The sequence below is a fragment of the Streptomyces sp. AV19 genome, from assembly GCF_015999245.1.
Lineage (GTDB): Bacteria > Actinomycetota > Actinomycetes > Streptomycetales > Streptomycetaceae > Streptomyces.
In genome coordinates, this window is the sequence record NZ_JAEAMR010000010.1 from 278,083 (window position 1) to 298,590 (window position 20,508).

At 69.3% G+C, this 20,508-nt stretch carries 27 protein-coding genes and 1 pseudogene; 10 read left to right on the plus strand and 18 right to left on the minus strand.

Annotation, left to right across the window (positions count from 1 at the left end; genetic code table 11):
• Window positions 1–56 precede the first annotated feature (56 nt).
• Together I5Q34_RS19625 and I5Q34_RS19630 are read right to left on the minus strand one after the other, a co-directional pair.
• A complete protein-coding gene (locus I5Q34_RS19625; RefSeq protein ID WP_199893627.1) occupies window positions 57–1,460 on the minus strand; it encodes a metallopeptidase TldD-related protein in 1,404 nt (467 codons plus the stop codon).
• Complete coding sequence (locus tag I5Q34_RS19630) at window positions 1,457–3,007, minus strand: TldD/PmbA family protein (RefSeq protein WP_199893628.1); 1,551 nt, start codon at window positions 3,005–3,007, stop codon at window positions 1,457–1,459. The genes I5Q34_RS19625 and I5Q34_RS19630 overlap by 4 nt, the downstream gene beginning before the upstream one ends.
• 203 nt (window positions 3,008–3,210) lie before the next feature.
• Here I5Q34_RS19630 and fabG point away from each other — a divergent pair, with 203 nt between their 5' ends.
• The 3 genes from fabG to I5Q34_RS19645 all read left to right on the plus strand — a co-directional run bounded on the left by fabG (window position 3,211) and on the right by I5Q34_RS19645 (window position 5,220).
• Window positions 3,211–3,915: a 3-oxoacyl-[acyl-carrier-protein] reductase gene (gene fabG, locus I5Q34_RS19635; protein ID WP_199893629.1), complete on the plus strand. Its 705-nt coding sequence runs from the start codon at window positions 3,211–3,213 to the stop codon at window positions 3,913–3,915.
• Between the two features lie 5 nt (window positions 3,916–3,920).
• The gene (gene fabI, locus I5Q34_RS19640; protein ID WP_199893630.1) at window positions 3,921–4,691 is read left to right on the plus strand and encodes an enoyl-ACP reductase FabI; all 771 of its coding nucleotides are present in this window, start codon (window positions 3,921–3,923) and stop codon (window positions 4,689–4,691) included.
• Window positions 4,692–4,851: 160 nt separating this feature from the next.
• Window positions 4,852–5,220, plus strand: coding sequence for a hypothetical protein (locus tag I5Q34_RS19645; protein WP_277965358.1), 369 nt, complete (start codon window positions 4,852–4,854; stop codon window positions 5,218–5,220).
• Here I5Q34_RS19645 and I5Q34_RS19650 read toward each other — a convergent pair.
• Window positions 5,205–5,888, minus strand: a complete 684-nt coding sequence (locus I5Q34_RS19650) for a FadR/GntR family transcriptional regulator (RefSeq protein WP_199893631.1) — start codon at window positions 5,886–5,888, stop codon at window positions 5,205–5,207. The two genes, I5Q34_RS19645 and I5Q34_RS19650, sit on opposite strands and share 16 nt — an antisense overlap.
• Before the next feature lie 38 nt (window positions 5,889–5,926).
• Here I5Q34_RS19650 and I5Q34_RS19655 point away from each other — a divergent pair, with 38 nt between their 5' ends.
• The 4 genes from I5Q34_RS19655 (at window position 5,927) to I5Q34_RS19665 (ending at window position 8,324) form a co-directional block, all read left to right on the plus strand.
• Window positions 5,927–7,189, plus strand: a complete 1,263-nt coding sequence (locus I5Q34_RS19655; protein WP_234429154.1) for an MFS transporter — start codon at window positions 5,927–5,929, stop codon at window positions 7,187–7,189.
• A gap of 42 nt (window positions 7,190–7,231) precedes the next feature.
• Window positions 7,232–7,354 (plus strand): SGM_5486 family transporter-associated protein, encoded by a 123-nt coding sequence (locus I5Q34_RS35555; protein WP_267911984.1) that lies wholly within the window; start codon window positions 7,232–7,234, stop codon window positions 7,352–7,354.
• A gap of 170 nt (window positions 7,355–7,524) precedes the next feature.
• Window positions 7,525–7,731, plus strand: coding sequence for a hypothetical protein (locus I5Q34_RS19660; RefSeq protein ID WP_199894344.1), 207 nt, complete (start codon window positions 7,525–7,527; stop codon window positions 7,729–7,731).
• Window positions 7,732–7,805: 74 nt separating this feature from the next.
• The gene (locus tag I5Q34_RS19665; protein WP_199893633.1) at window positions 7,806–8,324 is read left to right on the plus strand and encodes a histidine phosphatase family protein; all 519 of its coding nucleotides are present in this window, start codon (window positions 7,806–7,808) and stop codon (window positions 8,322–8,324) included.
• Between the two features lie 141 nt (window positions 8,325–8,465).
• Here I5Q34_RS19665 and I5Q34_RS19670 read toward each other — a convergent pair whose 3' ends face one another.
• The 6 genes from I5Q34_RS19670 to I5Q34_RS19695 all read right to left on the minus strand — a co-directional run bounded on the left by I5Q34_RS19670 (window position 8,466) and on the right by I5Q34_RS19695 (window position 10,813).
• Window positions 8,466–8,900 (minus strand): hypothetical protein, encoded by a 435-nt coding sequence (locus tag I5Q34_RS19670; RefSeq protein ID WP_199893634.1) that lies wholly within the window; start codon window positions 8,898–8,900, stop codon window positions 8,466–8,468.
• 90 nt (window positions 8,901–8,990) lie between these two features.
• Complete coding sequence (locus I5Q34_RS19675) at window positions 8,991–9,212, minus strand: hypothetical protein (RefSeq protein WP_199893635.1); 222 nt, start codon at window positions 9,210–9,212, stop codon at window positions 8,991–8,993.
• Window positions 9,213–9,532: 320 nt separating this feature from the next.
• A complete protein-coding gene (locus tag I5Q34_RS19680; RefSeq protein ID WP_199893636.1) occupies window positions 9,533–9,745 on the minus strand; it encodes a hypothetical protein in 213 nt (70 codons plus the stop codon).
• Window positions 9,742–10,227: a hypothetical protein gene (locus tag I5Q34_RS19685; RefSeq protein ID WP_199893637.1), complete on the minus strand. Its 486-nt coding sequence runs from the start codon at window positions 10,225–10,227 to the stop codon at window positions 9,742–9,744. The genes I5Q34_RS19680 and I5Q34_RS19685 overlap by 4 nt, the downstream gene beginning before the upstream one ends.
• Window positions 10,227–10,463, minus strand: a complete 237-nt coding sequence (locus I5Q34_RS19690) for a hypothetical protein (protein ID WP_199893638.1) — start codon at window positions 10,461–10,463, stop codon at window positions 10,227–10,229. Before I5Q34_RS19690 ends, I5Q34_RS19685 begins: the two co-directional genes overlap by 1 nt.
• Window positions 10,460–10,813, minus strand: coding sequence for a hypothetical protein (locus tag I5Q34_RS19695; RefSeq protein ID WP_199893639.1), 354 nt, complete (start codon window positions 10,811–10,813; stop codon window positions 10,460–10,462). Before I5Q34_RS19695 ends, I5Q34_RS19690 begins: the two co-directional genes overlap by 4 nt.
• Window positions 10,814–10,997: 184 nt before the next feature.
• Between I5Q34_RS19695 and I5Q34_RS19700 the strand changes: the two genes are divergently transcribed.
• Window positions 10,998–11,270, plus strand: coding sequence for a winged helix-turn-helix domain-containing protein (locus tag I5Q34_RS19700; protein WP_199893640.1), 273 nt, complete (start codon window positions 10,998–11,000; stop codon window positions 11,268–11,270).
• 168 nt (window positions 11,271–11,438) lie between these two features.
• Here the strand turns inward: I5Q34_RS19700 and I5Q34_RS19705 are convergent, their stop codons facing one another.
• From I5Q34_RS19705 to I5Q34_RS19730, 6 genes are all read right to left on the minus strand, one after another.
• A complete protein-coding gene (locus I5Q34_RS19705; protein ID WP_199893641.1) occupies window positions 11,439–12,005 on the minus strand; it encodes a GNAT family N-acetyltransferase in 567 nt (188 codons plus the stop codon).
• Window positions 11,998–12,516, minus strand: a complete 519-nt coding sequence (locus tag I5Q34_RS19710) for a lasso peptide biosynthesis B2 protein (protein WP_307811722.1) — start codon at window positions 12,514–12,516, stop codon at window positions 11,998–12,000. Before I5Q34_RS19710 ends, I5Q34_RS19705 begins: the two co-directional genes overlap by 8 nt.
• 104 nt (window positions 12,517–12,620) lie before the next feature.
• Entirely contained in the window at window positions 12,621–14,324 is a 1,704-nt protein-coding gene (locus I5Q34_RS19715) for an albusnodin/ikarugamycin family macrolactam cyclase (RefSeq protein ID WP_199893643.1), read from the minus strand.
• A gap of 78 nt (window positions 14,325–14,402) precedes the next feature.
• Entirely contained in the window at window positions 14,403–14,549 is a 147-nt protein-coding gene (locus tag I5Q34_RS19720) for an albusnodin family lasso peptide (protein ID WP_199893644.1), read from the minus strand.
• A 568-nt stretch (window positions 14,550–15,117) separates the two neighbouring features.
• Complete coding sequence (locus I5Q34_RS19725) at window positions 15,118–15,303, minus strand: hypothetical protein (protein ID WP_199893645.1); 186 nt, start codon at window positions 15,301–15,303, stop codon at window positions 15,118–15,120.
• Window positions 15,300–15,476, minus strand: coding sequence for a hypothetical protein (locus tag I5Q34_RS19730; RefSeq protein ID WP_199893646.1), 177 nt, complete (start codon window positions 15,474–15,476; stop codon window positions 15,300–15,302). The genes I5Q34_RS19725 and I5Q34_RS19730 overlap by 4 nt, the downstream gene beginning before the upstream one ends.
• Window positions 15,477–15,645: 169 nt before the next feature.
• Between I5Q34_RS19730 and I5Q34_RS19735 the strand changes: the two are divergent.
• A pseudogene (locus tag I5Q34_RS19735) lies at window positions 15,646–16,449 on the plus strand (Scr1 family TA system antitoxin-like transcriptional regulator); the annotation flags it as partial.
• Between the two features lie 34 nt (window positions 16,450–16,483).
• Entirely contained in the window at window positions 16,484–16,690 is a 207-nt protein-coding gene (locus I5Q34_RS35815) for a DUF397 domain-containing protein (RefSeq protein ID WP_307811698.1), read from the plus strand.
• A 72-nt stretch (window positions 16,691–16,762) separates the two neighbouring features.
• On the opposite strand, the gene I5Q34_RS19740 is transcribed toward I5Q34_RS35815, so the two are convergent.
• The 3 genes from I5Q34_RS19740 to I5Q34_RS19750 form a co-directional block, all read right to left on the minus strand.
• Window positions 16,763–17,146, minus strand: coding sequence for a hypothetical protein (locus I5Q34_RS19740; RefSeq protein ID WP_199893648.1), 384 nt, complete (start codon window positions 17,144–17,146; stop codon window positions 16,763–16,765).
• A 259-nt stretch (window positions 17,147–17,405) separates the two neighbouring features.
• A complete protein-coding gene (locus I5Q34_RS19745) occupies window positions 17,406–18,161 on the minus strand; it encodes a sigma-70 family RNA polymerase sigma factor (RefSeq protein WP_199893649.1) in 756 nt (251 codons plus the stop codon).
• Window positions 18,162–18,594: 433 nt separating this feature from the next.
• Window positions 18,595–20,451 (minus strand): DNA polymerase, encoded by a 1,857-nt coding sequence (locus tag I5Q34_RS19750; RefSeq protein ID WP_199893650.1) that lies wholly within the window; start codon window positions 20,449–20,451, stop codon window positions 18,595–18,597.
• Window positions 20,452–20,508 lie beyond the last annotated feature (57 nt).

Sequence of the window (20,508 nt, forward strand, 5' to 3'; positions counted from 1 at the left end):
CGGGCCAGTCTATTCGGACGGCCCGCCGCCGCCCCGTCCCGTCCTTCCGGCCCCCTTCAGACCCCCTTGCTCACCGAACTCATGTTGAAGTCCGGGATCCGCAGCGACGGCATCGCCGTCCGGCCGAAGTTCTTGCCGATGTCCCGGCCCAGGGTGCGCTCGGTGCGCCCCGCCTCCACGGCCCGGGAGAGCAGGCCGACCGGTGACTCGTTGAAGCGGAAGTTGGTGACCTCGCCCACCACCTCGCCGTCCCGCACCAGGAAGACCCCGTCCCGGGTCAGGCCCGTCACCAGCAGCGTCGCGGGGTCCACCTCGCGGATGTACCAGAGCGAGGTCAGCAGCAGCTCGGGCCCGTCGTGCCCGCTCGCCGCGATCATCTCCGGCAGGGAGCGGGTGCCGCCCGCGTCCAGGACCAGGTTGCCCGGGTACGGGGCGACCGGGAGCCCGGTCAGCGCGGCGCTGTGCCGGGTGGTGAGCAGCCGCTCCAGCACGCCGTCACGGATCCAGTCGGTGGCGCCCAGCGGCAGCCCGTTGTCGAACACCGAGATCCCGTCGCCGGAGCCGCCCGTCAGGACGAACGGGGCGCACTCCAGGCCCGGGGCGGCGGGGTCGCTGCGCAGCGTCAGCGGCAGCGCCGCCAGCTTCTCGCCCACCCGGGTCCCGCCGCCGGCCCGGGAGAAGACGGTGCGGCCCTCCGCCGCGCCGCGGGCGTCGGCCCGCAGCTGCTGGTGGACCATCAGGTCCGCCACGGCCGACGGCGGCAGCAGCGTCGGATGCCGCCCGGCCGGGACCTCGACGCGGCGCCGGGACCAGCCCAGCCGCTCGGCGAGGGAGGCGTCCAGGGCGAGCGGGTCCACGTCCGCGAAGTCCCGGGTGGGCACCGCCGTCCACACCGAGCCGGTGCCGTCGGCCGCCTTGGCGTTCAGCTCGACGCTGCCGGCGGGCTGGTCGTGCCGCAGCCGCAGCCCGGCGGAGGTGCCCAGGTAGCTGGTGACGGTCTCGTGCTGGGCGAAGCCGTACAGCTCCCGGCCGGCCGCGCGGGCCCGCGCGAAGGACTCGCCCAGGGCGGGGGCGAAGGCGTCGAAGACGGCCGCGGTCGTCCCGTCGGGCCCGTCGGTGAAGCCGGGGGAGTGCGGCACGTCCGTCACCGGCGGCGCGGCGTCCTCGGCCGGGCCCGCCGCGCGCGCGGCCCGCTCCGCGGCCCGCACCAGCTCCTCCAGACCGTCGGCGGTGACCCCGGAGCGCGAGACGACGCCCGCGGCGGTGCCGCTGCCGCCGTCCACGGTGGCGATCACGGTGACGGCGCGGCCGCGCGTGACGCCGTTGGTGGTGGGCGCGTTGCGCGCCCAGCGCAGGTTGGCGGTGGAGCGCTCGCCGACGATCACCGTGCAGCCGTCGGCCCGGGAGAGCGCCAGGGCCCGCTCGACGATCTCGTGCGAACTGATCTGACGATCCGTCACTTTCCCGCCTCCTGCGCCGTGTTCAGGATGTTCACGCCCCGGAAGAGGGCCGTGGGGCAGCCGTGCGAGACGGCCGCGATCTGGCCCGGCTGGGCCTTGCCGCAGTTGAAGGCCCCTCCTAGGACGTAAGTCTGGGGTCCGCCAATCCCCTCCATGGAGCCCCAGAAATCAGGGGTCGTTCCCTGATAGGCAACATCCCGGAGCTGCCCGCAAAGGCGGCCCTTCCGGATCGCGTATGCCCTCTGCTGTGTGAACTGGAAGTTGTAGCGCTGCTGATCGATCGACCACGACCGGTTGCCGACCACGTAGATCCCGCGGTCCACGCCCGCGATCAGCTCCTCCGTCGAGGGCCCGTCCGGTGCCGGGCGCAGCGAGACGTTCGCCATCCGCTGCACCGGCATGCGCGAGGGGGAGTCCGCGTACGAGCAGCCGTTGGAGCGCCCCAGCCCGTGCAGCCGGGCGATCCGCCGGTCGAGCTGGTAGCCGGTGAGGATCCCGTCCTCGATCAGGTTCCAGGACTGGGCGGCCACGCCCTCGTCGTCGTAGCCGATGGTCGCCAGGCCGTGTTCGGCCGTCCGGTCGCCGGTGACGTTCATCAGCGGCGAGCCGTACCGCAGCGTGCCCAGCCCGTCGGGGGTGGCGAACGAGGTGCCCGCGTAGGCCGCCTCGTAGCCCAGCGCCCGGTCGAGCTCGGTGGCGTGGCCGATCGACTCGTGGATGGTCAGCCACAGGTTGGACGCGTCCACGACCAGGTCGTACGCGCCGGCCCGCACGCTCGGCGCGCGCAGCTTCGCCGCCAGCAGCTCCGGCATCTCCGCCAGTTCGGCGTCCCAGTCCCAGCCGGTGCCCGTCAGGTACTCCCAGCCGCGGCCCACCGGCGGGGCCAGGGTGCGCATGGACTCGAAGGAGCCCCCGGGGCCGTCCACGGCCACCGCCGTCAGCTGGGGGTGCACCCGCACGCGCTGCTGCGTGGTCGTCGTGCCCGCGGTGTCCGCGTAGAACTTGTTCTCATGCACCGTCACCAGCGACGCGTCCACGTGGCTCACGCCCTTGGCGGCCAGCAGCCGGTCACTGAAGTCGGCCAGGAGCGCGGTCTTCTCCTCGTCCGGCACGGAGAAGGGATCCACCTCGTAGGAGGAGACCCAGGTGCGCTCGCCGTGGACGGGCTCGTCGGCCAGCTCCACCCTCCCCCAGCTGCCGCCGGGGGTACCCCCATCGGCCGAACCCGCCGCGGCGTTCACCTTCGCCGCCAGTTTGGCCATGGCCACCGCCTGCCCGGCCACGCGCGCGGCGGCGTCCATACTCCGCTCGGTGCCGGAGGCGAAGCCCCAGGCCCCGTCGTGCACCACCCGCACCCCGTACCCGAGGTCGGTGCTGTCCGCCGAGCCCGCGGGGCGGGAGTCGCGCAGCCGCCATCCGGCGGTGCGCACCCGCTCGAAGCGGAAGTCGGCGTGCTCGGCGCCCAGCGCGCGGGCGCGCGCCAGTGCGGCGTCGGCCAGGGGACGCAAGGGGAGCGCGAGGAATGACGCGTCGATGGAATGCGGCACGGAACCTCCCGAAGGTCGTCGCCGTGCATCATGCCCACGCGGCGGCCCCCGGTGACCGGAGATTCTGTAGAGATCCCACAGTGACCGGCACCCGTCCCCTGTCAGTGCCCGATTGTCTCTCCGGCGACCTCTACCGATACGTTCATGTAGTCCAGCTCCGTCCATGTCCATGGATTCGGATCCACTAACGGAAGGGTGATCCTTTGAGCCGCTCGGTTCTCGTCACCGGAGGAAACCGGGGCATCGGCCTCGCCATCGCGCGCGCCTTCGCCGACGCGGGCGACAAGGTCGCCATCACCTACCGGTCGGGCGAGCCGCCGGCGGGCTTCCTCGCGGTCAAGTGCGACATCACGGACCCGGAGCAGGTCGAGCAGGCCTACAAGGAGATCGAGGAGAAGCAGGGCGCGGTCGAGGTGCTGGTGGCCAACGCCGGCGTCACCCGCGACCAGCTGCTGCTGCGCATGTCCGAGGAGGACTTCACCTCGGTCGTGGAGACCAACCTCACCGGCACCTTCCGGGTCGTCAAGCGCGCCTCGAAGGGCATGCTCCGCGCCCGCAAGGGCCGCGTCGTGCTGATCTCCTCCGTGGTCGGCCTGCTGGGCTCGGCGGGGCAGGCGAACTACGCCGCCTCCAAGGCCGGCCTGGTGGGCTTCGCCCGCTCCCTCGCCCGCGAGCTGGGCTCCCGCAACATCACCGTCAACGTCGTCGCACCCGGCTTCGTGGACACCGACATGACGGCCGTGCTCAGCGACGAGCAGCGCGCCGGCATCGTCGCCAACGTCCCGCTGGGCCGTTACGCGCAGCCCGAGGAGATCGCCGCCTCGGTCCGCTTCCTCGCCTCGGACGAGGCCGCATACATCACCGGAGCCGTCGTTCCCGTCGACGGCGGATTGGGCATGGGTCACTGATCACCATGAGTGGAATCCTCGCAGGCAAGCGCATCCTGGTCACGGGTGTCCTGACCGAGCAGTCGATCGCCTTCCAGGCCGCCAAGGTGGCCCAGAACGAGGGCGCCGAGGTCATCCTGACCGGGTTCGGCCGGCTCTCCCTGGTCGAGCGCATCGCCAAGCGGCTGCCGAAGCCCGCTCCGGTGATCGAGCTGGACGTCACCAACCAGGAGCAGCTGGACGGCATCGCCGACAAGGTGCGCGAGCACCTCGGCGAGGGCGTGGCCCTCGACGGCATCGTGCACTCCATCGCCTTCGGCCCGCAGGGCGCCTTCAACTTCCTGGAGGCCACGTGGGAGGACGTCTCCACGGCCGTCCACGTCTCGGCGTACTCCTACAAGGCGCTCGCCACCGCTCTGCTGCCGGTGATGCGCGAGGGCTCCTCCATCGTCGGCCTCACCTTCGACGCCCAGTTCGCCTGGCCGAAGTACGACTGGATGGGCGTGGCCAAGGCCGCCCTGGAGGGCACCAACCGCTACCTCGCCCGTGACCTGGGCCCCAAGGGCATCCGCTGCAACCTGGTCTCGGCCGGCCCGATCCGCTCGATGGCCGCCAAGTCCATCCCGGGCTTCGAGGAGCTGGCGGACGTGTGGAACCGCCGCGCGCCCATCGGCTGGGACCTCGCCGACCCGGAGCCGGCCGGCCGCGGCGTCGTCGGCATGCTGTCGGACTTCTTCCCCCGCACCACCGGCGAGATCGTGCACGTCGACGGCGGCGTGCACATGATGGGTGCCTGACGCCCGGCACGTCGTGAACCGCCGAGGGCGGCGGCCGGTCCCCGGGGACCGGCCGCCGCCCTCGTGTCGTCCTCGGGCCGTTCGAGTCGAGAAACCGGCCGCCCGCCCGCACACTGGTGGAGCAACGTCCCCTCGGACGACCGGGGGAGGAGGTACGGCCGTGATACGCGCTTCCGGTCTCCGCCGGACCACCGCACTGCTGCTGACCGCCGCGGCCCTCGCCGGGCCCTCCGCGCCCGGCCCGCTCGCCGCCCACCCGCGCGCCCCGTCCGCCCGCCCGGCGCCGCGTCCCGTCCCGCCGCCCGGCGCCGAGTGCCACACCCGCGTCCGCGGCTCGCACGCCACGGCCGACTGCTTCAACGGCAACGCCACCCCCGACCAGGTGCAGCTCCACCTGCGCTGCGCCCGCTGGTGGGACCCCGCGATGGACACCGCCCCCGTCACCGTCGGCCCCACCCGGCACGTCACCCTCGCCCAGCGCTGCTGGCTGACCGTGCGGGACGCCTGGGTCAGTCACGAGCCGGGCTGATCCGTCCCCCCGCTCACATACGGGTGCTCGCTCGCCTCCAGGGCCGCCGCGACCGCGTCCCCCGCGCGGATCGCCGCGACCAGCCGGGCGTGGTCGGTCAGCACCCGGGGGTGCGAGCCGGCCCCCACGCCCGCGCGCAGGAACTCCCGGACGACCGAGCCGAGATCCGCGTAGAGCACGGCCAGCACCTCGTTGTGCGCGGCGGCCACGACCGCGGTGTGGAACGCCGCGTCGGCCTCGACGAACCGCTCCAGCAGGCCCGAGTGCCACTCCCGCTCGCGCCGCTCCAGCAGCTCCTCCAGCCGTCGCAGGTCCTCCTCGGTGCGCCGTCGCGCCGCCAGGGCCGCGGCCTTGGTCTCCAGCGCGCTGCGCAGCTCCGCCACGTGCAGCGGGTCGGCGCCGGCGAAGCGGCGGTTCATCACGCCGGCCAGCTCACTGGTGGCGGCGACGTAGGTGCCCGAGCCCTGCCGGATGGTGAGCAGGCCGTTGTGCGCGAGGGCGCGGACGGCCTCCCGGACGGTGTTGCGGGCGACGCCCAGCCGCTCGACGAGCTCCGGCTCGGTCGGGATGCGGGAGCCGACCGGCCAGACGCCGGAGGTGATCTGCCGGCGCAGCCCGTCGATCACCTGGTCCACGAGCGGGGCCCTGCGGGGCGAGGTCAGAGACATGGCGACTCCATTCATCCCATGATTCTATGATGGGCGGCATGACGCGTGCGAGGGGCGGGACGGGTACGACGGGTGCGGCGGACGGGCGGACGACGGCGGCGGGGTGGGCGGCCCGCGTACCGGCCCGGTGGTGGGCGGCCGCGGGCCTCGTCCTGGCCGCCCTCAACCTGCGGCCCGCGGTCACCAGTCTGGGCTCGCTGATGGAGGAGGTCCGGCAGGGCCTCGGCATGAGCGGCACCGTCGCCGGGCTGCTCACCTCCGTCCCCTCCCTGTGCTTCGCGCTGCTGGGCCCGGCCGCGCCGCGGCTGGCCCGGCGCTTCGGCCCGGCGGCCGTGGTCTGCGGCGGGCTCGCCGCGATCGCCGCGGGCCTGGCCCTGCGGCCGTTCGCGGGCGGCACCGCCGGGTTCCTGCTGCTGAGCGCGCTCGCCCTGGCCGGCATAGCGGTGGGCAACGTCCTGATGCCCGTGGTCGTCAAGCGCTGGTTCCCCGACCGGGTCGGCCCGATGACCGGCCTGTACTCCATGGCCCTCACCGGCGGCTCGGCGATCGCCGCGGCCTCCACCGTGCCGGTCACGGGCGCGCTGGGAGGCGGCTGGCGGCCGGGGCTGGCGGTCTGGTCGCTGCTCGCCCTCGCGGCGGGGACGGCGTGGTGGTACCTCGCCCGGCGGCCGGACGGGCGGGACGGGCCCGCCGCCGTCCTCCCGGAGCCGGCCGCGCCCGTCCCGTCCATCCGCCGCAGCCCCACGGCCTGGGCCCTCGCCGTCTTCTTCGGGCTCCAGTCCACCGGCGCGTACATCACCATGGGCTGGATGCCACAGATCTTCCGCGACGCGGGGGTCGGGGCGGGGACCGCGGGACTGCTGGCGGCGGTGACCATGCTGATGGGCGTCCCCTTCTCGCTGCTGCTGCCCGGCATCGCGGCCCGGGTGCGCAACCAGGGCTTCGTCGCCCTGGCCCTCATCGCCTGCGGCCTCGCCGGGTACGCCGGGCTGTGGCTCGCCCCGGCCGGCGGCTGCTGGGCCTGGGCGGTGCTCCTCGGCATCGCCAACAGCTCCTTCCCGCTGGCCCTGACGATGATCGGCATGCGGGCGCGGACCGGCGCGGGCGTGGTGCGACTGTCCGCCTTCGCCCAGAGCGTCGGCTATCTCCTCTCCATCCCCGGGCCGTTGCTGGTGGGCCGGCTCTACCAGGCCACCGGTGGCTGGGAGCTGCCCATCGCGCTGCTGGCGGCGCTGACGGTGCCACAGGCGGTGGCCGGGCTGCTGGCGGGCCGGGACCGCAGCATCGAGGACGAGACCTGACCCCGGTGCGGGGGCCGGCGGACGGACTGGGACACTGGGGGCATGCCCGTCATGGACACCAACCCCGACCCCAAGAACGGTCAGAAGGCGTTTCTGACCATCCTCGGCGCGATGCTCGGCATCACCGTCGTCATCGGAATCATCGCCACCTTCGCCTCGGGCTGACCCCCTTGGTCCTTCGGGACGGTGGTGCTGTCACCACCGTCCCCTAGGGGGCCCGCCTCCGGGGCGATTGGGGGGTTCACCGGATGGGAGGGGAGGCCCCCGCTCCGTAGGTTCGTAGTGCACCGCGACGCGACGCGGTGCGCAGGACCGGACCGTACGGAGGCGCCCCCATGCCCGCCCGCAGGCACGACCCCACGCGTTCCGCGCAGACCCGTCTGCCATGGTGGGCCGTGGTGCTGCCCGTGCTCGCCTTCGTGGCCCTGTTCGTCCTGCTCGCCGCCCCGGCCCCGGCTCCGGCGGCGGAGGGCGCCGCGGACGGGCCGGGTCCGCCGGCCCGGATCGTCCTGCTCGTCGGCCACTGGGCGTCGCTCTTGTGAGGTCCTTCCCCCGGGGAGTGCAAGCCTCCCAACACCCCGCGCCTCGCGGTCGGTTTCGTGCGAAGCTGGACCGCATGAGCGCCGAAACGACCCGCAGGATCGTCCTCTTCCGCCACGCCAAGGCCGACTGGCCCGACGTCGACGACCACGAGCGTCCGCTCGCCGAGCGCGGCCGCAAGGACGCTCCGGTCGCCGGACGCTGGCTCGCCGGATCCGGCGTCACCCCCGACCTGGCCCTGTGCTCGACCGCCGCCCGCACCCGCGAGACCTGGAAGCTCGCGGCGCCCGAGCTGGTCCAGCGACCGCGCACCGTGTACGAGGAACGGCTCTACGAGGCGTCGCTGGGCGAGCTGATCGCCGTGCTCAACGAGGTGTCGGACGAGGTGTCCGACCTGCTGGTGATCGGCCACAACCCCGGGATGCACGCGCTGGCGGACGCGCTGTCCGGGGAGGCGGACGGAGACCTGCTGCCGCGGATGAACCGGTCCGGGTTCCCGACGGCGGGGATCGCGGTGATCACGTTCAGCGGGTCGTGGAAGGGCGTGGAGCACGGGGTGGGGCGGCTGGCGGCGTTCTGGGCGCCGCACGCGTAGGGGTTGGGCTGGGGGAGGGTCGTCTCCCCGCCCCGCCCTTTTCCCGGAGCTCGTAAGTGGGGGTTCTGAGCATAGGGGCCGGTCAGAGCATGCGGAAGCCCCCGTCTGGCACGTGGCTGAACGGGGGCTGTCGATGGCTGATCAGTGGCAGAACGAGCCCTCAACGGCCTTCACGACCTTGTCCGCCTGGTCATCGCTGAGTGCCACGTCCCCGCCTTGGAAGCGCTGCTTCGCGTTCCCACGGATGGTCGCCGAGTCCTTCCCTTGTGTGATGTCGAGACAGACGTCACGGGCCCGGCTGATGGCCTTCGCTTCCTTCGTGACGAGCCCGGGATGCACCTCGCGGAGCGCTGCGACGAGCCGGGCCGTCTGGGCTGTGTCGGGGCTCGGTATGCCGCTCGTTGTCGCGGGGGCAGTCGTCTGTCCGTCGGCGGTGGCCGGGGCCGACGCGGACGTCTTCGGCTGGGCTGTTGCGGTGTCGGTCTTGTCGTCGTCGTCCTGGAAGAGCGAGATGATGCCGCCTAAGACGAGCACTCCCGCCCCGACACCGAGCCACGTCTTTGCTTTCTTCTCCATGGTCCCTCCCCTGGTGACGGCCCCCGTGGTGATCTCTGTTTGCCTACCACGGGGCAGGTGTAGGCGTCATGGATTCGGTGGAACCGGCGCTCAGTGCTCGTCGCCCGGGGCCATGTCGAAGCCGCCGGCGCGCAGTGCGTCTATGAGCCTCATGGCCTGGTCGTTGCTCGGGTCGTCGCGGAGTGCGTTGGCGGCGTCGATGACGGCCCGCTGAACGTCCGGGGGTTGGTCCCGCCATTGCGCGGAGAGTTGGTCCAGGCGTGCTGTGTCGCTGGGGGTCGGGGTGGGGACGTTGTGGTCGTCGTCGCTCACTGTGTCTCCCGTGCGGTGCGGTATCCGTGGAGCCACCAGCCTGCCGCAGAGAGGTCCGGGACGTGGGCGGAGACGGTGCTTGCGCGGGGACTCGGGCCGGGGCCTACGACCCAGCCGGAGCCGTCGTAGGGCTCCTCCACCCAGCCGTGGGCGTAGTCGGTAGGGGGCGCGTCTCGTGGCCACAGTCGTCCCGATCCTGGTGCGGCGGGGTCCATGACGACCGCGTACGGTCCTGCTGTGGTTTGCATGCCTGGTACGCCAGCAGAGGGCCCCGCCCGGCGGGGTGCCGAACGGGGCTCGTCTCGCTCTTTCAGGTGGGGTCAGTCGCCGTACTCCTCGGCGCACAAGTCGCAGTGCCCCTTGGCCTGTTCGTTGTCTCGGTGCTCCATGCACATCGCGTGGACGGTGTAGTCACCGGGTCCCGCGTCGGGGTCGTCGGTCTGGCACTCCTGCCGCGCGGTCTCTGCTTCTTCGGGGCTGTAGAGCGCGGCTTCGATGCACTCGCCGTCGTAGAACACGCCGTACTCGGTCACTGCTTCGCTCCCTTCGCGGGACCGGTAGCGCACTGGTCGCACCCGTCCTTGGCCCGTGCCCGGTCTCGGTGCCGCGCACAGAGGACGTGGACCGTGTAGTGCCCCGGCGACGAGTCCGGCGTCAGGTTGGTGTACTCCTCGCGGAGCTTGTTCGCCTCGGTCCGGCTGTAGATGCGTGCCTGTATGCAGGCACCGAGGTGGAACACTCCGTACTCCGGCGGGGAAAACGGAGCTGGTTCGGTGGGCGTCCCGGGTTCCATGCCGGGCCACCAGATCGGCGCCGTGGGGACGCTGTTGCTGCCGGGGCAGGGCTCGTACGAGCCGGTGAACTCCCGTCGGCCCGTGCGGGAGTTGTGCGCCCACACTTCGCGGGCGTGGTTACGGATCAGCCGGTCCCGTGCCCTGATGAGTTCCCCGGTGCCGCAGGTCTGACAGATGTCCCGACCGGCGTAGTAGGGGCCGCGCGGTCCACTTCTCCCCATCAGTCGTCACACCCTTCGGGGTGCTGGCGGGCGGGCGGAACGTCGTCGGCGCCGGGGCGGTGGTGCTCGGGGTTGGGTGCGTGCTCCGGGCAGGCGTAGAGACCGACAGCCGAGGCACTGGCCCTTTCGATGCACCCCACTTCGACGGGCGCGACGGTCTTGGTTCCGCAGACGTGGCAGCGCGCGGCGGGGCGGACGGCCGGAGCGTCCACCGGGATCCAGTCGGCGAGGCTCATGCGGGCACCCCCGCCCGGCGGGCGCACGCGAGCTGTTCGAAGTGGTCGCCCTTGTACCTCTGCGGGTAATCGACGCCGATCGCCTCGAACCTCACCGCCCAGCGGTGCTCCCGCTGTTCCAGGGTCAACCCTTCGTCTTCTTCGGCGTGGAAGATGGCGCGGACCTGGGCGGAGGAGGGGCCGCGCCACGGCTTCCGCCACACGGAGATCGAGACGGGGACGGTGACGGTGACCGGGGCGGTCTCGGCGGGGGCGGTCGGCGTCGTCGTCTTGGTGGTGCGGTGCTCGCCGTGGGCGGGCAGCAGCAGCCGGAGCGCCCAGCGGAGGGCGCGGAGGATACGATCACGCATGCGTCGTTCAGCTCCTTGGAAGCTGGAGGGCGAAGCCCCGGCGGACCGATACCAGCGGTCTTCCGGGGCGCTTCACTTTCGGAGAGTAGTCCTTTACGTCAAGCGACGTAAGAGCTTGTAAAGGCACGTCAACTCACTTGGCTTGATGTGTACGCCTACGGGGCGGGCCGGTACGGTCTGGGCTGTGGAGTACGAGCCAGACGCAGAGATCATCCGTGACGCACCAGAGGCGCCCTTTCAGCAGCTCACGGGCATTCTTCGTGCGCGGATTCAGCGCGGGGACTGGAAGCCGCGTCGGCCGATCCTGTCGGAGACCCGTCTGTGCGAGGAGTACGGGCTTTCCCGGCCGACCGTCCGCCGGGCGATTGCTGCCCTGGTCGCCGAGGGGGTGCTGTTCGTCGTCCCGCAGCGCGGAACCTACGTCGCCGACCGGAGCGCGTCCGCCGGCGAGGGGTGAGCCGTCGCTCCGGATAGGCTGGTGACGACCCCGGTCTGCTGACTGCCGACACCATCGGGCACCGACCGTTGTCGGGAGGTCTGTGGGTACAGGCCGGGGCCCGGACACGACGGAGGAAACCCCGCCCACAGAACGGCGAATGGGGCGCGCTCGCGAACGCCTAAAAGATCAGTCGCCGAGAGTGGCTGTCACGGCAGACGGGCCGGGGAAGTCCGCTGGCAGCGCATCCATGAGCAGTTCATCCACGGGCCGACCGAGCCAATAGCCGGACTCGCGCAACCGTCCGGACGGGCGGAACCCCGCCTTTTCGTAGGCAGCGATTCCGGCACGGTTGGGCTCCAATACCTTGAGCCACACCATGCGCAGGTGCGCAACGTGGAACGCCCAATCCAGGGTCAACCGGGCCGCTTCCGCCGCGTACCCCTTCCGCCGTTCATTCGGGGCGAGCACGATGACGAACTCGGCCGTACGCACGTAGGTGTTGACCTGCAAGACCGTCATCCCTACGGCCGCTTTGTCCTTGAGTCGCACTACCTCAAACTGTTGATAGCGCTCATTCGCGCGCTGCCGCTCGTATCCAGCGGCGCGTACCTCCCATGCCTGGGCCCACTGGTTGCCGTATCCGAGGATGGTCCCGAGATCGTTTTCCCACTTGTGGTACTCGGGCAGCATGTCTTGGCGGGGCATTCCTAGGGCAAGGCTCTCGCCGGTCAGGAGGATGTGCGGGTCACTCACGGTCGTACTCCTTGTCAGCCCTTGCCGGGCCTGGTCCGTCTGGTGTGTAGGTGGGGGCGTACAGAGCGGTGTCCGCCGGTTCTTCGACTGGTTCCCCTTCCGGGTCGGCAATCCAGGCGTGCAGCCGTATCGGGTCGGTGGCCACGCCATGGCGCCATTCGGCCCGGCGCCGGGCCATCGTCAGCAAGAGCGCGGCAGCCGTTGAGTCCTCCAAGCACGCCCAGCGCATCGGCAAGGCCCGTGCAGCCCAGCGAACCGCGCGCACAGCGTAGCGAGACTGATACACGGTTGCCGGCGGCAAGTCACGCCCCACACAGGCCAGCCGTACGAGTCGGGAGAACCGGCCACGACGAGGGCCGATCAACCATGCCGCAGCGGTGAAGAGCACGACCGGCACGGCACCGACGCGCCACCGCATCGGGACGGGCGCGGGGGCCGGTAGGGTCGCCGGCGCTTCGACGGTTCCCCACGAAAGGGCAGCGTCTCGGAGCCGTACGACCGTCGCACCCATGTTCGCGGCAGCGTCCGAAGCGGGGCGCAGCTCGGTGTGTCCTGTGTCGTAGTCGATGAGCACACAGGCATGGGTGGTGAGCGCAGCCACCGTATTCTTACGGCTCACCGCACACCCGCCGGGGCTGGTGCGCGCTCTTCCCACTCAGTGCCGGGAGCGCGCTCGACTGCCTCTAGCCATGCCTCGGAAGCGAGGGCAGCAAGCAGCGGTGGCCAAACGGTCTGTGCGCCGAGCGCTGCGGCGTGAATCGTCGCGCGCAGCGGGGCGGGATTGATGAGTCCAAGGGAGGCCAGGCGCCCGTCAGCGAGTCTGAGCACGCGCCGCAGGTTGACACGCAGCCCGTGGTGGAAGTCCCCGACGAACACCCCCTTGGCGGCCCGCTTGCGGTGCGCCTCGGGCATTAGATCGGCGAACGTGTCGGCAAGCAGCGGCTTGTACCGGTGCGCCGAGTACCGCTGTTCAACGGGTGCAGAGATCACAGCGTCAAGGACTGCCCCGTCAAAGTACGGGTTGTGCAGCGCCAGGCCGAACGCGTCCGCGAGCTGGATTTCCGCGTACGCCGACCGTGCCGCGTTCCGGAGGGACGCGACGAAAGCCGTGTCCGGATCGGTGCCTGTGGGGGTGTTCACGTTCGGTACGGAGACGTTGAGCCACGGAGGGCGGGGCCGTACCGAACGGCCGATGTGCGCCGCGTTGCCACGGAGGGCAGCAGCGATCAGCGGGCGCGGACTCTGCCGACGCAACCGCGCCCAGTCCATGGCGTCCCCGAGCATCCGCAACCAGTGCCCACGGCGCGCGAGACTCGCAAGGTGGGTCGGGGTAGGCAGGAAGAGGTTGTCTCCGCCGTCACCGGTCAGGTGGCAGACGGAACCCGCGGCAGCCATCATCCGTAGCTGTTCCGAGAACATCGACCACACGGAAGTTGACGGAGCCGGCGCGTCTGTTACGGGCAATGCGAAATCGGTTGCGGTGAACGGCAGATGGTGCACACCGAGCGGGAAGAACGTATGGCGCAGGCCAGGCACGTTCAGTGCTCGGGCGTACTCCATATCTCCGCCGTTTGTGACACCCGTCGGGTGCAGCGTCACGCCAGTGATCGGCCCGTACTGTGCAGCGAGCACCGCCACGGTGGTTGAGTCCATGCCCGCTAGGTCCGTGGTCGCGGGCGCCCCTCCCACCCGCACGCGGACCCCCTCGCCGAGCGCGTGCCGGAGCGCTGCCGAAACCTCGTCGGGGGTTCGTTTCGCCGGCTTCCACCACGGGGCCAGCGACGTTCCGCCCTCGGCGTCGAGCGTCAGCAGGTGTCCGGCGGGCACGGGTGTCACGCCCGACCACGCGCTACGGCCCGGAGCCGGCGTGTGCTTGTCGCGCAGGTACGCAGCAAGCCATTCGGGGTCCACGCTCCCGCCGACCAGCGGGGAGAGCGCGAGCGCGCTGGACCCCCACACCACACCGCCGGGGGTGTTCACCGTATAGAGGGGGGAGGCCCCTGCCGTGTCGGCGAGCACTTCCACAAAGCCTCGTACGCCCGTGCGCACCACCGTGTGCGAACCGGCCCACGAGCTGGCTACCGTCGCCAGATCGGGGCACGATAAGGCACGGGCAAGATCGTGTTCCGAAGCGGAGCACGGGCCGAGAACGGCGATCCGCGCGTTGCCGAGTTCCACGGTTCGTACGTGCTTCGCTTCCCAGACGCCAAAGACCCACAGCGTCGGATCACTCCAGATCAAGCGCGTGCCCACGGGGATCGCAGTGGGTCGGCTGCCTGGTGCGCATCCGCCGTACCAACGCGCTTTACGTTCTTCCACCTCGTCACCTCTTCCACCGCCAGGAATCGGAACGGCCCCCGTGGGGATTTCTCCTGCCGGGGGCCGCCACTACTTCGATCAGTCGTACGGGTCCTGCTTCGACTCGGTGCTGTCCTTGTCGCTACCGCGCGTCAGCGTGGCAGCGTCGCCCAGGACGATGACCGACGGAACGGCAAGGGGATCAGCGTCCTTTGCCGTGTCCGCTGCGGTGTGCTGCTGCGACATGCGTCGTTCCTCCTCTCCACATCAGACGGGGCAAGATGACCCCTTGCACGGTGGAAGGTCCCAACGTCGCGCACAAGGGGAAGACCAGTCAGGGCGTACGGATGCGGCCGGGCGGGGGTGGTTCCCGTCCCGCCGAGGGTTCGTCGTCACCCGGCGGGGCGGAGTCTTGGGCCCTTCCGGCTCCCCGTGTAGTCGGAAGGGGTGCCCGGCCGGCCACGCAGGGGGCGACGACCGGCCGGGCTCTAGGGGGTGATCGGTACTTTGCGGACGAGCATCCACTCACCGTCGTCATCCACGACCACATCACCGGCCTTGACCTCGTAGCCGACCCCGGTCCCCTGGTGCCCCGGGGATGCCTGAGACGCAATCAAGACTCCGTGGTCGTCCCCGAGGTGGTCTGTCAACCTCCGCAGGCCGGTAGCGGCTGCCCTGCCGTCTCCGAGGAACAGGGCTGTCGCGATGACCTCGGCACGTGCGCGGCACACGTGGCAGCCCTGAACGAGTGGAGGGAAGGCCACAAGACGCCCGCTCTCCGGCTCGTCCCTGGGCTCGTCGCTCGTCCGGGTGGTCACCGCGCCCCCGGGTGCTGCCGCTCGTGGTGCTTGACGAACCCGTCGGCGAACTTGTCGGCCGACCCCCTGTCACCCCGCTTCCATGCCGCCCGCCGTGCGCTGTCGAGACGGACGCAGATGGCGCAGCCCTTGACCGGGGCCGGCATGGCCGGGGGTCCGCTGCTGTGCGGCAGAGGGATCACGGCTCCTCCCTCGTCGGGAGTCCGATGGCCCGCCGGTCGTCGTCCGTCGCATCGCGCAACCGGTGCTTGGGGCAGGTCCACTCCTGGCCGTCCGCGCCGTGCAGCCGCATCCTGACCCTACGATCAAGGTCTTCAACGACCGTTCCCACCTGGCCCGTCTCGACGTCCCTCATCAACCTACCCTGCCTATACGCCACTTGTTCGAGGCCCTTCTCGACTCCACTTCGGCAACTCTCCTGTGCACTACGAGAGTTGCCCGTGAAGCCGCACCGCAGCAATGCTTCTACTGTGTCAGTGACCTACTGACACAAAAGATGATCAAGACGCGTGAGAGGGGGGACCATGGCTCGTCGCAACGCGGGTTCGGGGTCGGTCGCCACAGCACCCGAAACCTTCGGGGAGTTACTCAAGCACTACCGAGAGGCGGCCGGACTCACACAAGCACGTCTTGCCAAAAGGCTATTGTGTGAACGTTCAGTGCTTGCCCGTATCGAAGCGGGCAAGCGTCCACCATCAGAGGACGTTGTAAGAGCGTGTGATCGTGAACTCGGCACCGGTGGAGCCCTTCTGAAGCTCTGGCGCCGCATCGACTGGTACCCCGATGTGGAGCACCCCGATTGGTTTAATCGTCGGGCTGAGATGGACGCCGAAGCTGAGTCGCTACATGAGTATCAGAATCAGGTCATGCCGGGATTGCTGCAAACCGAGGACTATGCGCGCGCCTTGTTCTCACACCGAGGAGCTGAGACCGACCTAGACGTCGTAGAGAGACTTGTCCGCGCCCGATTAAGTAGACAACAGCGGTTCCTCCGCTCTGGTGGGCCGTTGCTGGTCGTCGTGCTGGATGAGAGCACAATCCGCAACGTGGTGGAGAGCCATAGGGTCATGCACGGACAGTGCTCCCACCTGTTGACTGTGGGAAAACGTCCCAACGTTCGCATTCAGGTGGCCCCTTCATGGGATGGAAGCCTCATACGCCCCAAAGCTTCCATGTCCATTATCAAGCTCCCCGATGGGCATGAATGGGTCTACACGGAGTCCCTGGATCGTGGGCACTTCAGTGATGATCCGGCAGTCGTCGCCCGCCATGTCCGCACCTATGATGTGCTCAGAGCTGACTGTCTGTCGGCTACAGAGTCGGCTGCGTTCATCAGTGAGGCAATGGAGAGGTACGGGCGAGATGAAGACCGAAGTGGGCGCGGCTCGTTGGACCAAGAGCAGCTACAGCGACCGAGACGGCGGCAACTGTATCGAAGTCGCCCGCGAATTCCCCGGCAGCATCCCCGTCCGTGACAGCAAGCGCCCACATGGCCCGACGTTGAGCATTCCCGCCGAGGCGTTCGCTCACTTCACAATGACCCTCCGTCGAGGAACCCTGAACGACTGACGGAAAGCCAACCGTCCCGACCGACCGGGCCCCGCTCACCAACTCCTCGGTGGGCGGGGCTTCGTCGTGCGTTCACGCCGCCAGGAGCGCCGGACCGTCCGCGCCGGTCCCCGGGAAGACGCGGCCGAACTCACAGGCCAACGTCACCTCATCAACGGGCTCCCACGACCCGCAGTCGTACATGGTCCACTCCACAGAGGCGACCCAGAGGTTCGTCCGGCGGTCGCGCGCCCAGAGACGGAACCGGCTGTGCCGGCGCTTCTTCATCAGGTTTGCGATCACGATCCCCTCTGATGCGAGCACCGCGCGAACGTCGTCGCACGAGCGGACGATGGGCGCCCCGAGGATCTGACTCAGGTCCCGGCAGGGCGCCCAGCGGCCCATTTCGTCAGCGGGCATAGGTACTTCGACGGTCGTCTCAATACGGCTACGGCACTCCTGGCTGTGAGCGTTCATGAGCTCACAGTAGTACGCACGTTCGAATAATCAAGACTTTTTTGGCTGGAACTACCCGCCCTCTTGGCGCGTCATCTGCTAGACACCCTTTTCCGCGTTTCGACGCTTCGGGCGTAACCGGACAGCAGGGGCAGCACCAGGCCGACCGGGCGAACCACCGTGGCGACCGTCCGGCCCGCGGCGTCTCGAACATGGATATCCACGAGGCCCCCGCAACCGATCCGGCTGACCACGACCGCGCCACCGTCGCGGGTCGGGATCACCACGTCTGCGCCCCCGCGAGGTACAGGGTGCAGAAACGTTTCTGCGCCTTACAGCGAGCCTCGTGCACCTGCTTCGGCGTGATGCCCATGTCCGTGGCCAGCTCCGCGTCCGACCCGTGCTCGCCGTAGTCCCACACCGGCGTGATGCCGTAGTCCGCCTTGAGGATGTGGCGCTGCCGTTCACTCAACAGCCCCAAGGCGTGGTGGACTTGCTCCCGGATGGCCCGGCGGCGGGCCGGCTCATAGTCGGTGGCGTCGAGCAGTTCGGTGGGTAGGCCGGTCTGGCTGGCGACGACGTCTCCGAGCGTGATTTCGTCGCCGTACAGGTCGTGATTCAGGGGCCGGTCAAGGGAGTCCACGCCGAGCCAGGACAGCAGTGCGGCGTAGGCGTGCGCGGGGCTCATCTTCCTCGGGCCCATTTCTTCGGTGCTCGCAGCGCGGGCGGCGTCGTACGGGTCGCCCTTCGCGAGGACGAGCGCCTTTTCAAAGTCCTTTGCTGCGGCGGGGGTTACTCCGGGGCGGGTCGCCTTCCAGCGCTGGTCCCGCATCGTGGAGTGCAACTCACGGTCTATGTAGGCCATGAATTGGGCGCCGGTTTCACCGTCGAACTTTCCGAGGTATTCCCACACGGTGATTCGGCCGGCTTGCGCCAGGTCCTCGGCCAAGTTGTAATCAGTGCTGCTCGCGTAGGTGGCGTAGTCACGGGCCCGCTGCATGATGAGTGATTCCGTCTCGGCTATTACTGCGCTCACTGCGCTGATTTCGTTCCGCTTGGCAGCTGCAAGTATGTCCGCAGACAAGTGCGTCATTGAGCATCGCTCCGTTATCCGGGTGGCTTTGCTCCTTGTGGGGAGCAGGGCTTGCCCGGAACGGGGCGTGCGCAGATCAAGAAATGCGCGTCAGTCGCTCGTGCGTGCGTCTGGAATGGGGCATGAAAATGCCCCGTCCCGGGACGCAGGGACGGGGCTTGCGCACGCCTTATCTCTGCGTGCTGCTGAAATTAAGAAATTGGCCGATCTCGACATATGGGGCGGAAGGGTGGCCAGGTAACCTATACAGACGCAAAAAGACCGACTTCGCTACCGATTCGCGACCAGAACGACAGGGTTTGCTCTCTTTCCTGCGAGTCTTGTGATCAAAATGTGAAGGGGTGGTGTACAACCTTTTCGCTGGTTGCGCTGTGATTTAGTAGTCCGCACCGTAGAGCGAACCCCACGACTGGCCGCCGATTTCTGCTTCCGCTTCGATCGGGACGCCGTATAGGGGGAAAGACATGAAGCGCTCAAACTCTCGCGCAATCTCCTCGGCTTCCCGCTTCGGCGCCGACGCCAAAATCTCATCGTGGATAGGCAAGCGGCAGAATTCGAGCAATCCGGCCGACTCGATTTGCAGCATGGCTTGCCCGAGGACGTCTCTGGCCACGCTTTGACACGCATAATTCGTTACAGCGAATGTCCGGTCTCGATCCAGCGGGAGCCGGCGCCCGGTCGCCGAAATGAAAACCATGCGGTTCTGAAAAGCCTGCCGTTGCCAGCGGGAAGAGGCCTGTTTGATCTCGGGAAAAACCCTGTCGTACGCTGCTACGGCTTGCGCGATTTCCGCCTCACTTGCACCCGTCTGTCTTGCGAGCGTGCGGCTTCCTCCGCCGTAGACCTTTCCGAATCCGGCGCCCTTGAATACCTTCCGGTCTCGCTTAGTAGCGGCGGGGCCTTTGACCAGCCGGGCGGTGTACATGTGAATATCAAATTTCTCGCCACCGCTGAGAAATCCGGCCTTCATGCGCTTGACGTCCGCGAGTGCCGCGAGGACGCGCATTTCGATCGCTTGGAAATCCGTGGAGATCACCACGTGGCCGGGCTCGGCGAGGATCGCGCGCCGGATCACGTGGTCTCCGGACGGAAGCTGTTGCAGCGGGGGCCCGGAGACGGACATGCGGCCGGTACGCGCCTGTAGAGAGTTGATGCTCGCGTGGATGCGTCCGGCGGTGTCGAGCTGCGTCACGAATTGCGCGGCGTAGTCCTCGCCCCACTTCTTCGCACGCTTGGCCCGAAGCACCGCGTTCGCCAAGGGATTTGGCTCGCGCGCCCCGATGCGTTGCCAGTCCCGGTCAAGGTCGGCAAGGGGCAGCAACACCGCCTTATCGACCTTGAGCGCTCCCGCGTCGGTGCGCTCCGTCAGGGTCTCGCCCATGCCGGTCAGGGCCTCGGAGACCTGCGCCACGCTCCCGATCTTCGACACCCCGTACCGTGCGGCAACGGCGCTGTAGTGCGCGGCTTCCTCGGCGAGTCGGCGCGCGAGCGGCGCGGCGTACTCCTGGTCCACGAGTAGGCCGGTCCGCTGCATCACCGCGCAGAGCCGCGCTATCTCGTGCTCGTAGGTGACGAGTTCGTCGCGGACGCCGAGGCGGGACAGCTCGGCGCGGAGGATCGGCGCCAGACGCGCGGTGAGGATGACGTCAAGTCCGGCGTAGAGAAGGAACGTTGGGTTCGAGAGGGGAATGTTCGCCCAGCCGGTTTCCTTCGTCAGCCCCAGGCTGCGGAAAACCGTCGTGAGCCCCGCTTGGGTGTCCGGTGCCGAAGGGTCAATCCAGCGCGCCGACAAGGGCTTGAGGCCCGTCCCGATTCCTCCTTCGGAGGGCTGCCGCGGGTCTATCAGCGCCGCGAGGATCCGGGTATCCGTCGTCCACGGAGCGAGATCTTCTAGGGGTATTCCCGCGCACTGGTTGAGGACGAGCCAGTCATAGGCGGCGTTGTGGATCAGTATCTGCCGGGTGCGCCGGATCGCGTCCCGCGCGTAGGAATCGAAATGCCCTCCTCTTTCCCACAGGATCACCCATGCATCGTGCGCGTCGCCGAACTGCACGGTCCGGAGTCGAAAACCAGGGCTGTAAATATCAAGCCCCGTCGTTTCTGTGTCCAGCGCGATGGGCCCGCGCTCCCGCGCTTGATAGAACCAGTCCCAGAACATCCCCAGGTCGTCTGCGTCCTCGGGCACGTGCACGGTGACGATGTCGCCGGCTATCGTGTGCCGGAATTCCTGCATGCCTCCCCCTAAACAAAAAGCGGGCCGCCCACCTGGTTGTAGGTGAACGGCCCGCGT